Origin of the sequence: Secundilactobacillus paracollinoides, assembly GCF_001702155.1 — a bacterium.
GTDB lineage: Bacteria > Bacillota > Bacilli > Lactobacillales > Lactobacillaceae > Secundilactobacillus > Secundilactobacillus paracollinoides.
The window spans coordinates 3,102,883-3,115,479 of record NZ_CP014912.1 but is presented as its reverse complement, the minus strand read 5'-3'; the positions used below and the strand labels follow the sequence as shown (position 1 = coordinate 3,115,479).

The 12,597-nt window shown below is 48.1% G+C and carries 11 protein-coding genes; 10 read left to right on the top strand and 1 reads right to left on the bottom strand.

All coding sequences use genetic code 11. From position 1 onward, the window contains the following. Nucleotides 1-55: 55 nt before the first annotated feature. The 10 genes from dinB to trxA all read left to right on the top strand — a co-directional run bounded on the left by dinB (nucleotide 56) and on the right by trxA (nucleotide 11,415). Nucleotides 56-1,126 carry a DNA polymerase IV gene (gene dinB, locus AYR61_RS13770; RefSeq protein WP_065903983.1) on the top strand — a complete coding sequence of 357 codons (1,071 nt, stop codon included), beginning with the start codon at nucleotides 56-58 and terminating at the stop codon, nucleotides 1,124-1,126. 63 nt (nucleotides 1,127-1,189) lie between these two features. Next, the gene (locus AYR61_RS13765; RefSeq protein ID WP_056987323.1) at nucleotides 1,190-2,161 is read left to right on the top strand and encodes a DHH family phosphoesterase; all 972 of its coding nucleotides are present in this window, start codon (nucleotides 1,190-1,192) and stop codon (nucleotides 2,159-2,161) included. Beyond that, the gene (locus AYR61_RS13760; protein WP_065903561.1) at nucleotides 2,154-3,515 is read left to right on the top strand and encodes a DEAD/DEAH box helicase; all 1,362 of its coding nucleotides are present in this window, start codon (nucleotides 2,154-2,156) and stop codon (nucleotides 3,513-3,515) included. The genes AYR61_RS13765 and AYR61_RS13760 overlap by 8 nt, the downstream gene beginning before the upstream one ends. Before the next feature lie 703 nt (nucleotides 3,516-4,218). After that, nucleotides 4,219-6,864: an alanine--tRNA ligase gene (alaS, locus tag AYR61_RS13755; RefSeq protein WP_065903560.1), complete on the top strand. Its 2,646-nt coding sequence runs from the start codon at nucleotides 4,219-4,221 to the stop codon at nucleotides 6,862-6,864. Nucleotides 6,865-7,136: 272 nt separating this feature from the next. Continuing rightward, nucleotides 7,137-7,406, top strand: a complete 270-nt coding sequence (locus tag AYR61_RS13750) for an IreB family regulatory phosphoprotein (RefSeq protein ID WP_054710080.1) — start codon at nucleotides 7,137-7,139, stop codon at nucleotides 7,404-7,406. After that, on the top strand, nucleotides 7,407-7,844 hold the full coding sequence (ruvX, locus tag AYR61_RS13745; protein ID WP_056987321.1) for a Holliday junction resolvase RuvX: 438 nt from the start codon (nucleotides 7,407-7,409) through the stop codon (nucleotides 7,842-7,844). 10 nt (nucleotides 7,845-7,854) lie between these two features. Beyond that, nucleotides 7,855-8,184, top strand: coding sequence for a DUF1292 domain-containing protein (locus AYR61_RS13740; RefSeq protein ID WP_054710082.1), 330 nt, complete (start codon nucleotides 7,855-7,857; stop codon nucleotides 8,182-8,184). Nucleotides 8,185-8,300: 116 nt separating this feature from the next. Beyond that, nucleotides 8,301-8,573, top strand: a complete 273-nt coding sequence (gene zapA, locus AYR61_RS13735) for a cell division protein ZapA (RefSeq protein ID WP_225353183.1) — start codon at nucleotides 8,301-8,303, stop codon at nucleotides 8,571-8,573. Nucleotides 8,574-8,650: 77 nt separating this feature from the next. Continuing rightward, nucleotides 8,651-11,011, top strand: a complete 2,361-nt coding sequence (locus AYR61_RS13730) for an endonuclease MutS2 (protein WP_065903559.1) — start codon at nucleotides 8,651-8,653, stop codon at nucleotides 11,009-11,011. An 86-nt stretch (nucleotides 11,012-11,097) separates the two neighbouring features. After that, complete coding sequence (gene trxA, locus AYR61_RS13725; protein WP_054710086.1) at nucleotides 11,098-11,415, top strand: thioredoxin; 318 nt, start codon at nucleotides 11,098-11,100, stop codon at nucleotides 11,413-11,415. 102 nt (nucleotides 11,416-11,517) lie between these two features. On the opposite strand, the gene AYR61_RS13720 is transcribed toward trxA, so the two are convergent. After that, the gene (locus AYR61_RS13720) at nucleotides 11,518-12,036 is read right to left on the bottom strand and encodes a YslB family protein (RefSeq protein ID WP_054710089.1); all 519 of its coding nucleotides are present in this window, start codon (nucleotides 12,034-12,036) and stop codon (nucleotides 11,518-11,520) included. Nucleotides 12,037-12,597 lie beyond the last annotated feature (561 nt).

Genomic DNA, 12,597 nt, shown 5'->3' with positions numbered 1-12,597 from the left:
TAACTTGGATAATCCAACGCAAATTGATGATCATCGACACATTTTGCACGTCGATATGGATGCGTTTTATGCGTCAATTGAAGAGCGGGATACCCCAGCTTACAAGACCGTTCCCTTAGTGATCACTCGTGATCCGCGAACAACTGGCGGCCGCGGCGTTGTGACAACCGCAAACTACGTGGCGCGGCAGTATGGGATCCATTCGGCGATGCCGGCTCAGCAGGCGTTAAAATTGTGCCCAAAAGCGACGTTTATTCCACCGAATTTTCCGCATTATCGGGAAATCTCTGACCACATTCATGAGATCTTTCATCAATATACGGACATCATTGAAACGGTCGCGTTTGATGAAGCCTATCTGGATGTGACCCAGAATAAACCTGACATCAAAGACCCCGTTGTTTTAGCGGCCGAGATGCAGCGTCAAATTTGGCAGGAGACTCACCTGACTTGTTCAGTCGGCATTTCATACAGTAAGTTTTTAGCTAAGGAAGCTTCCGACTACCGTAAACCGGTTGGTGTCACTGTGATCCATGCTGAAGACGCACCTGATTTTTTGGCGAAGCTGCCAATTGAACGCTTCCGCGGCGTCGGGAAGAAGACCGTGCCTAAGATGCACGACCTCAATATTACGAATGGCGCCGACCTCTTAAAGTGGCATGAAATGGATCTGATCAACCAGTTTGGGCGGTTTGGTGAGGTGCTCTATCAGCATGTTCGGGGTGTGGATAACCGCCCCGTTGAATATCAGCGGGATCGTAAGTCAATTGGCAAGGAGCGCACGTACTGGCCGTTTTTGACGACTCAGGGCGAAGTGACGACCCAGTTGACTAAATTAGCGGGAATGGTGGCCGCAGAAGTGCGCAAGAAGCAGACTCATGGCAGGACTGTTGTTCTAAAGGTGCGTTACGGTGACTTCAAGACGATCACTAAACGGTTTACCCAGGCAGATTTTATTGAGACGTCAGCGGATGAATTTTTACGGTTGGCACAGCAGTTAATGACGCAGATGCCAGCGCCGGATGATGGAATTCGCCTGCTTGGCATCACGCTGACTGGCCTGGCACCGCAAGCGTTTGAAAATATAAAATTACCGCTCTTTAATGACCATCGTGATTTTGAATAACAGCTCACAAAACGGTATACTAAAGGGCGACACTGTATGATATCGGACGGAAAGGTGACAAAAATGACACTACGCGAAACGCAATCAGCAATTTTAGACTTGATCAAACAGCATGACACCATTATTATTCACCGCCACCAGCGGCCTGACCCGGACGCCATTGGCTCCCAAATGGGGTTGGCAGGCATCTTGAAGGCGAGCTTTCCAACGAAAAAGATCTACTGCGTTGGGAAACAATATCCAGGATTTAACTGGCTTGGCACGACCGATGTGATTGAAGACGATGTTTACGACCACGCCCTCGTGATCGTGGTTGATACCGCCAACCAGCCGAGAGTCGACGATTTCCGCTATACTAAAGGCGATAAACTGGTTAAGATCGACCACCATCCAAACGACGATGCGTTTGGCGATGTGCAGTGGGTAACACCGGCAGCATCAAGTACCTCAGAGCTGGTATTTGATTTTTACAAGGCCTTTGAGAACGACTTGACTTGCACGGACGACGCAGCCCGACTACTCTATGCCGGCATTGTTGGGGATACTGGCCGGTTCATGTACCCCGCAACCTCACCGCACACCATGCGTGTCGCTGGTGACCTGATGACATTCAATTTTTCGGCAAGTGATATCAACCAGCAAGAAGATGCCATTTCCTTGCCGCTGGCACGCTTGTCCGCCTATGTGTACCAGTCGCTGACGATTCTGCCATCGGGCGCTGCGTACATTAAGTTATCAGATGAAGTGGTCAAACCATTTAATTTAGGTGACGAGAGTACCAGTGCTGTGGTACCATTACCAGGCCGCCTAAATGAGGTCGTGGCCTGGGCCATCTTTGTGGAATCCAAGGATCACACCTTCCGGATCCGGTTACGGTCGAAGGGACCGTCCATTAATGATCTTGCTAAAAACCACGGTGGCGGCGGTCACGCACTCGCTAGTGGTGCGGTGGCCCATGATGATGATGAAATTAAACAGGTGATCAAGGAACTAGACGAAATCACCACCGCGTACAAAGGAGAAAAACATGAGTGAATCCTTTAAGGACTTCGGTCTGAAACCATTTTTAAACGAAGCCCTAACGGAATTGAATTTTAAAACCCCAACGCCGGTTCAAGAAAAATTGATTCCGGTCGTTAAAGCTGGCAAAAGTGTTGTCGGCCAGTCTCAAACAGGGAGTGGGAAGACCCACGCCTTTTTATTGCCTATTTTTGATAAGATCGATCCTAACAAGCACGAAGTTCAAGCTGTGATCACCACGCCAAGCCGTGAGTTAGCCTACCAGATCTATGGTGACGCGAAGCAGTTGGCCAAGCATAGTGAGGCTGAGATTCGCATCGGTAACTACGTGGGTGGCACGGATAAGAAGCGTCAGATCGATAAGCTGCAACGTGAACAGCCTGAGATCGTCATCGGGACACCCGGTCGTGTTTTGGATCTGATCCAATCAAACGCTTTAGACATTCACATCGCAACGCAATTTGTTGTCGACGAAGCTGATATGACCCTGGACCTCGGGTTCTTGGAACAGGTCGATAAGATTGCTGGGCGGATGCCTGAGAATCTGCAGATGATGGTCTTTTCGGCAACGATTCCTGACAAGTTGCGGCCATTTTTACGCAAGTACATGGACAACCCAGTGATCGAAGAGATCCCAGTAAAATCAGTGATTAGTCCAACCATTGATAACTGGCTGTTATCAACCAAGGGCCGGTCAAAGAACGAGCTGATCTACAAGCTTTTGACGATGGGTGAACCATACTTAGCGTTGGTCTTTGCGAACACTAAAAAACGAGTCGTTGAAATTGCCGACTTCTTGAAGAGTCAGGGCCTTAAAGTGGCTGTGATTCATGGTGATTTGCCAGCTCGGGAACGGAAACGTGTCATGCGCGAGGTTCAGAACCTGGACTTCCAATTCGTGGTTGCGACAGACTTAGCAGCTCGAGGCATTGATATTGAAGGGGTTTCCCACGTGATCAACGACGGGATTCCTGAAGATCTGAATTACTTTATTCACCGTGTCGGCCGGACTGGTCGTAAGGGCATGCAGGGAACAGCAATTACGCTGTACTCACCAGATGATGAAGACCAGATTGAAGCATTAGAGGATTTAGGCATTGTCTTTAAGCCTAAGGAACTCAAAAATGGCGAAATCGTGGATTCCTTCGACCGTAATCGGCGAAAGAAGCGCGGGAATAAGCCGGTTAAAATCTCCGGCAGCATGGCTGGTGCCATTCATAAGGCTAAGAAAAAGGTCAAACCAGGCTATAAGCGGCGCATTAAGAAAGCCATCAGCCGTGAACAGCAAATGGAACACCGTAATGAAATTCGGCAAAAACAGCGCCAGGCTAAGAAGCGAAAGAAAGCTTCGTCGGAGCGTTATAAGTAGTCTTTCTGTTTTTAGGAATGGTTTTGTTTTATAACTAGCTTATAAATCCGTTGCATTTCACAATTTGGCACGGAATCGTGGTGGTTCGCGACTCCGTGCCAAATTGTTCCATTCCACTCACGTTGGATGTACTTTTTCTTTTTGTTAAACATCACAATAGCTTTAACCCTGGTTCGAAGAGCAGTCCGCCCTTGACTGCTTTTGAGTCCATGATTCGCAATGCTTCATACTAAACCTGTCGTGCTAGTATCTACTGATTATCAGACAGCGGTTGTGGTTCCTTATTAATGACAGTAACCTAATGCCGCAATTGTAGCGTAGTGGAGCCGGTCGGCGTTCCGGAGCGACCCCACCTCAGCCTGCAGGGCCGACCAGCGCAACGAAGCGGGGGATATAGACTACGTGGAATGAGTAATCTACTATTACCTGACGAGATTGACATTTAAAGCGTGAACATCTATACTAAATTTCGTGTTAACAACAAGGATATGCTTTGAGGCCGGTCTTTCAGAAACGTTTTGGCAGCTGTGAAAAACGATTCCCAGTCAAAGTGCTCCCTTGCCGTTTAATTGAATACGTTGCTCAAACGATTTTGAGCTTAAGAGGTAAACGATCAGCATCGTTGCAAGTAAAGTGGTACCGCGTCTATGGCGTCTTTACTTACAGCGGTGCTTTATTATTTTTTAAAGGAGATAAACGCACTATGAAGCAGTTAAGCAGCAGCCAGATCCGCCAAATGTATCTGGACTTTTTCAAGAGTAAGGGTCACACCATTGAACCGAGCGCTTCACTGATTCCAGTTGACGATCCAACCTTGCTTTGGATCAATTCAGGGGTCGCAACCATGAAGAAATATTTCAACGGGTCAGTTGTCCCTTCAAACCCGCGGTTGACGAGTTCACAAAAGTCGATCCGGACAAACGATATTGAAAACGTGGGTCGGACTGCCCGGCACCACACCCTGTTTGAAATGTTGGGGAACTTCTCAGTGGGCGATTACTTCAAGAAAGAAGCCATTACCTGGGCCTGGGAGTTACTGACTTCCAAGGACTGGTTTGACTGGGATCCCGATCTGTTATACATGACCGTTTATCCCCAAGATGACGATGCCAAGAAGTTCTGGCAGGAAGCGGGCGTTCAACCCGACCACATCATCGAAGCGGAAGATAACTTCTGGGATATCGGTGAAGGCCCTTCAGGTCCCGATTCAGAAATCTTTTACGACCGCGGGGAATCATTTAATAATTTAGCTGAGGATGATCCTGAAAACTACCCAGGCGGCGAAAACGAACGGTACCTTGAAGTGTGGAACATTGTGTTCTCACAGTTTAACCACGAACCTGATGGCTCATACAAGCCGCTCCCACGTAAAAACATTGATACTGGGATGGGCCTTGAGCGGGTCGTTTCTGTGTTCCAAAATGCCAAGACTAACTTCGAAACTGACTTATTCTTGCCAATGATTCACGCTACTGAAGATTTCAGTGATGGCAAGACTTATAATTCTGATCCGAAACTTGATATTTCATTTAAAGTGATCGCTGACCATTCTCGAGCAATCACGTTTGCTATCGGTGATGGCGCGCTGCCGTCAAACGACGGTCGGGGCTACGTGATCCGGCGGTTGATTCGTCGGGCCGTTGTTAATGGGCGTAAACTAGGCATCAACGGGGCGTTCTTATACAAACTTGTTCCCGTCGTGGGCCAAGTAATGCAATCCTACTACCCAGAAGTCTTAGAACAAGCTGATTACATCGCGAAGGTCGTGAAGTCTGAAGAAGACCGGTTTAACGAAACCTTGACTGACGGGTTAGCCCTGTTAAATGATCTGGTCGCTAAGACCAAGGAAAGCGGCGCGAAGGAAATTGATGGTGCCGAGGCCTTTAAGCTTTATGATACTTACGGCTTCCCCGTTGAACTGACACGTGAATACACACTTGATGAAGGCATTACCGTTGATGAAGACGGTTTTAAGGCTGAAATGAAGAAGCAGCAAGACCGTGCCCGGAACGCCCGCAGTAAGGATGAATCCATGGGGGTTCAAACGGATCTGCTGATTGGCGTGAAGAGTCCAAGCGAGTACGTCGGCTATACGCAATTAGACGTCAAGGATGCCAAGGTGACGGATATGGTCGCAGATGGTGCGCTTGTTGACGGTGCCGAAGCCGGTACTGTGCAGGTTATTTTTGATAAAACACCATTCTACGCTGAAATGGGTGGCCAAATTGCGGATCAGGGTGATATTTTGGCAGCCGATGGCAGCGTTGTTGCGACTGTGGCGGACGTTCAGCACGCCCCAAATGGTCAAAATCTGCATACTTTGAAGCTGCAACAGCCAATGCACGTTGGCGACAGTTTTGAATTAAAGGTTGACGCTGCCTTCCACAGTAAGGTTGAAAAGAACCATACAGCGACCCACTTATTGGATCAAGCACTGCGAAACGTGTTTGGTGGTCATACCCAGCAAGCTGGTTCATTAGTTGAACCAAACTACCTGCGATTTGACTTTACCCACTTTGGTCAGGTGACTGAAGCGGACCTGGCTAAGGTTGAAGCCATCGTCAACGAGAAGATCTTCGAAGAAATCCCCGTTACGACGGTTGAGACTGATCAGGCCACTGGTAAGAAGATGGGTGCCATCGCGCTGTTTAGCGACAAGTATGGCGACAAGGTCCGGGTCGTTTCCATCGGCGACTTCTCAATTGAATTCTGCGGTGGGACCCACGTTAAGAATACCAACGAATTAGGGTTGTTCAAGATTGTTTCTGAAACTGGGATCGGTGCCGGCACACGGCGGATCGAAGCAGTGACAGCCGGTGATGCTTATAAGTATCTCAAGGCTCATGATGATCTGCTGACAACGACCGCCGCCGCACTCAAGACACCACAAGTTGAAGAAGTGCCCGCAAAGGTGGCACAACTCCAGGAACAAATTAAGACCTTGACGAACGAAAAGGCCGGTGTTGAAGCCAAGTTGGCTGGCCAACAGGCTGACAAGATCTTTGATAACGTTCAGGAGATCAATGGTAAACAATTGATCACCGGTGTTGTGCAAGTTTCTTCAATGGATCAATTGCGCCAGCTTGCTGATACTTGGCGGCAAAAGAACCTGTCCGACGTTCTGGTTCTTGGTGCCCAGGTCGGTGAAAAGGCGAACTTGATCGTTGCAGCGAGTGACGGCGCCATGAAGGCGGGCATCAAGGCCGGCGATCTCATCAAAGCAATCTCACCAAAGATCAATGGTGGCGGCGGTGGTCGGCCAAACCTTGCCCAAGCCGGTGGGAAGAATCCTGCTGGATTAAACGATGCCATGAGCGAAGCGGCTAAATGGCTGTCAAATTTGGCATAACGTGGTAAACTATAGAGTACGTGACAACGCACCAGTAGGCGACATTAGTTTCTAAAAACGTTGCGTTTTATAGAAATCGATACGCTTCGACTACTGGTGGCGGCTGCGGTACTCGGGCACGTGCTGACGCTTAGTGATCATGCTCACTGAGAAACACTGTCCGAATTTGGGGTTCTATTTTATTACGAATGAGTTACATCGGGGAAACCCGATTGTGGTTAGTTCAGTATTCCGGTAGAATTAGAACAAATAGCATCGGTGGAGGTGTGATCATGAGTACGTTAGACAAGACCATGTATTTCGATTTTGGCGACAAAAAGCCAAAGGACGTTCACGATACCCTGGTAACAGTGTATCAAGCACTTGAGGAAAAGGGCTACAACCCGATCAATCAGATCGTGGGGTACCTGCTCTCTGGTGATCCGGCATATATTCCGCGTTTTAACGACGCCCGGAACTTGATTCGTAAGCATGAACGCGACGAAATCATCGAAGAGTTGGTGCGCTTCTACCTCAATGAGAATGGGACGTTGACTAAATAAATGCGATTAATGGGATTAGATGTCGGATCGAGAACTGTCGGTGTGGCAATGAGTGATATGTTGGGATGGACGGCTCAAGGAATTGAGATTATTCCGATCAACGAAGATGAGAAAGAATTTGGGATCGACCGGGTCAAGGAAATTGTGGCACAGTACGAGGTCACAGGCTTCGTGGTCGGGTTACCCAAGAATATGAACAATTCCCTCGGACCCCGTGCGGAAGCGGCAAAGAACTATGGCGAGCTGTTAAAGGCCACCTTCGGGATGCCGTATGATTTTCAAGACGAACGTCTCACAACTGTTGAGGCGGAGCGGATGCTGGTTGAAGAGGCCGACGTGTCGCGAAAAAAACGCAAGAAGGTTATTGATAAGCTAGCAGCTGACTTGATTTTGCAAAATTACTTGGATCGTAAGGGTCCGTTAACACAAGAAAGATGAGGCCGATAATATGAGTGAAAACAAAGATCAACAAATTACAATCGTCGACGAAGACGGCAACGAAGAGTTATATAACGTGCTTTTCACGTTTACCTCTGCAGATTTTGGCAAGTCCTACATTTTACTTTACCCATCAGGTAAGTCTGATGATGAGGAAGTTGATATTCAGGCCTACCAATTAGCAGACTCTGATGATCCGGCTGACCCACAAGGCGGCGATCTGCTGCCAATTGAATCAGACGACGAATGGGACATGGTTGAATCCATGTTAAACACCTTCCTTGACGGCGGCGGTACCGATGCCTCTGATCAAGATTGGGGCGTTTCAGATCCTAAGTAGGGTCTGCAACCGAACAGGTATAATCGTCAAACGACTTAAGTAACAAGTTAGCCGCTGGTCCGAAAAGGGGTCAGCGGCTTAAGTGATTTTAACGTCAAAATGAGGGGGTGACGGCTGTGGGTGAACCAAACAGCATTGGTAACAAGCGCCGGTTCAAGGCGGTTATTGACGGCCAGTCCTATACGATCGTTGGCAATAAGTCAACGGCACACATGCAGGCCGTGACGGAACTAATGAATCAGCAGCTTGCACAGTTGCAGAAATTAGCGCCATCAATGACCAAACAGGAAGCCGCAACGTTACTTGCGTTTAATGCGATCTCTGACCAGTTGGATAAGGCAGCAGAGCTCGACCGGTTACAAAAAACGCAAACACCTACGGATAACTAACGACCCATGACATCGGTTTAACCGGCAGGGCTAACAATGTCAGGGTAACCAACAGGATTTGGGAGAAACAACGACTAATGAACGATAAAATATTTAAAACCATGGCGTTTGATCAGATCAAGCAGCAATTACGGGCACATTTGGTTTCAGCTTCAGGAGAATCTGAACTGAACCATTTAATGCCAGTTGCAGATCAAGAGACTGTTCAACGCGCTATTGATGAAACGAAAGACGGGGCTGATGTCTTGCGGTTAGAGGGCGGTATTCCACTGCCAAAAATGGCTGACGTTACCCCGCACGTTAAACGGTTAGCAATCGAAGGCACGTTAAGCGGGACTGAATTGGCGCAAATTGGCCAGGTCTTAAAAACGGTCAGTCGGGTCGTTGACTTCTTTGACGGGCTCCAGGATAAGGCACTTGAATTGCGTCGGCTGTACGCGATTGTCGCGGAACTTGTGCATTTGCCAGACGTGACGCGTCGGTTAAGTATGTCGGTGACGGATGATGGTCGGCTTACGGATGAAGCGTCACCAGAATTGAAACGGATTCGGCGACGGATCACGCAGATCGAAGGTAGTGTGCGCTCACAAATGAACGGCTATACACGCGGTAAACAGGCGAAGTATCTCAGCGAAACGCTGGTGACCATTCGGGATGACCGGTACGTGTTACCCTTTAAAGCGGAGTACAAGAACCATTTTGGCGGCATTGTTCACGATCAGTCTGCCAGTGGGTTGACGCTCTACATTGAACCGGAAGCCGTTGTCTCAGAAAACAACCGGTTACGTGAAGCGCAAATTGCGGAACGTCAAGAAGAGCGGCGAATCCTTCTGGAATTGTCGAACCTGTTACGGCCGTATCAGGATGATATTTCAGCGAATGCCACGGTGCTGGGTCACTTAGACTTTATCAACGCTAAGGCTCGGTATGCACACGAAATTAAGGCGACAGAACCGCTTCTTTCAGCTGAGAACCACGTGAATTTGCGTCAGGCAAGACACCCGTTGATCGACCAGAAAAAAGTGGTGGCTAACGACATCGAAATTGGCGGCGACTACAAAGCCATCGTGGTCACTGGTCCAAACACAGGTGGGAAAACCATCACGTTAAAAACACTGGGGTTGACCCAGCTGATGGCTCAGTCTGGACTGTTTATTCCGGCAAATGAAAATAGCCAGGTTGGGTTGTTTGATGAAGTGTTTGCCGACATTGGCGACGAGCAATCCATTGAACAAAATCTGTCAACTTTTTCTTCACACATGGACAACATTGCGGCGATTTTAAAGGCAGCAACTGATCACAGTTTGATCCTACTGGATGAAGTGGGCGCTGGGACTGATCCGCAAGAAGGGGCAGCCCTTGCTATGGCTATTCTGGATAATGTTGGCACCATTGGCAGTGAAGTGATTGCGACGACCCACTACCCAGAACTCAAAGCGTACGGGTACAACCGACCAGAAACCATCAATGCCAGCATGGAGTTTGACCAAGAAACATTGAAACCGACGTATCACTTGCTGATTGGAATCCCTGGTCGCAGTAACGCGTTGGAGATTGCGCAGCGGTTGGGGCTTGACCAATCAATCATTGATGAAGCTCGTGGGTTAACCGATCAGGACAGCCAGGACCTTAATCAAATGATTGCGTCACTGACCGAGCAGACGCGCCAAGCCAATGTGGACGCAGCGGCAGCGGCTGATAAATTGCATGAAAATGAGGCGCTGTACGCAGACCTCCAAAAACAGTTTGACGCTTATCAGAAACAAAAGAGTCAGCTGATGGAAGATGCAAAACGCCATGCAAATGAAGTGGTCGATCAAACGAAGAAACAAGCGGACAAGATCATCAAAGATATCCGTAAAAAGCAATTAGCGTCCGGCAAGACCGTCATTAAAGAAGATCAACTGATTGACGCTCAGGGCAGTATTAATGCGCTGCATCAAGATGAAACCTTGACGCAAAACCGCGTCTTGAATCGTGAAAAGCGCAAGCATCAGCTCAAAAAGGGTGACGAGGTGCTCGTTAAATCCTATGGGCAACGTGGTGTGATCATGGATAAGCTTGATGATCACAACTACGAAGTTCAGATGGGAATTTTGAAGATGAAGATCGATGACAGTGATCTGGAGAAAGCAGCCCCAGAAGCGACGACGAAGAAGGCGCCTAAAGCCACTATTCGCCGAACTCGTTCTGATGGCATGACGCCAACCCTTGACCTCCGTGGTCACCGGTATGAAGAAGCCATGGCAGAAATGGATCGATACATCGATTCAGCACTGCTTGCTGGTTACCCTTCTGTCACGATCATTCACGGCAAGGGTACCGGCGCATTGCGGCAGGGTGTGATTGACTACCTGAAATCCAATCGCCGGGTCAAATCGTTTGGGTTTTCACCTGCCAATGCTGGTGGGGATGGCTCAACCATCGTTAAATTATAAATTTAGTAATGATTAAGCAGAATGCTTGTGCTTTTATGAGATTCTGGTAAACTTACCTTTAGTAATTAAACAGGAGGCGTCGATATATGGCTGTTGTAGAAACAACTGATAAGACTTTTGAAGCAGATACGTCTAAGGGCGTAACATTAACTGATTTTTGGGCAACTTGGTGTGGTCCTTGTCGGATGCAATCACCCGTTGTTGAACAACTTTCTGATGAAATGGGCGATGTAACGTTCAACAAAATGGACGTTGATGCTAACCCAGATACACCACAAAAGTTCGGGATCATGAGCATCCCAACGCTCCTTGTTAAAAAGGACGGCCAAGTGGTTGACTCAATCGTGGGTTACCACACAAAGGATCAACTCAAGCAATTGTTGACCCAGTACGTTGAAGCATAACGTAACAGAATTGCAAAAAAACAGTGTCAGCTGACGCCCAACATTCTGGGCGTCAGTCGACACTGTTTTTGTCTGTGTTCAAAAATTTAGTATGAATAAATGCTATTCTGTTGTTTTCGAATCTTGGGTTGGCAAAATCAGTTTCATTGGAATCAGTTCTTGCGGATCGGACACTGGATCTTTGGGGTCAAGATGCACGGTCATCGTGATTGCGAGTGCCTTACGTGAGCGGGTCAAAGGCGCAACTTCAGTTTCAGCGACCACGCCAATCATCTGTTCAACGGTGGCAGCCAGAAAACCGGCTTCCAAGGTAAAGGCGGTTTTTGAATCAGTGGCAACCCGTAATTCAACTGGCTTACCGGTTAACTCAAACTGCCACTGGGTGGCGGATTGCTTAGTCAGTGACAGGGTGCCGAACTGTGCCTGTGCGAAAAATACAGCAATGTCGCTGGCACTGCCGAGTTTAAACCGGCGGGCTAATTGCTTACCTTCCCAGTATGCGATGTTTGACGCATCCGGGCCTAAAATATCGGTGAGAATGACGTCGCGTAACAAAGCCTGACCAAATAATCCCGAATTGTTGGGATCTGTCAGGTAATTGGTGTAGATCTGTGTATCCATAATGGACTAACCTGCTTTCTTATTCTACGATAATATCGATTTGGATGGTGGTGGATCGGTTGTTGGGACGCTTTTTTGCCAGTTATTCTAGGCGACTATGTCGAAACGCGTCTCGGAAAGGGTCTATCAAATGTTAGGTGATAGTCCGTTGCATTCCGCAATTTGGCAGGCCGTGTAGTGGCTCGCGAATGAGCTAACTCGATTTCTGCTGCGCAGCTCTCGAGTGGATCTCAATCGTCTCGCACATCAGTAACCGACTAAAGAACGGTCGCTAACTGATGTCGACACCACACTCCGTGCCAAATTGCTGCATTCCACTGATGTTGAGCTTATTTTTACTACTAGTTAAGCATCACATTGGCGTTAAACCAAGTTCGAAGAGAATCCGCCCTCGACTGCTAGTAAGCTATTAACAACAATGCTTCTCATGACATGTTAGTCACTAGTAACGATTAATATAGAGGTTTCGTGATGCCACTTTTGAAGACTTATTAATTATGACGGTTACTGCCAGAATCATAGCGTAGTGGAGTCGTTCGACATTGCAGTTCGACCCCACCT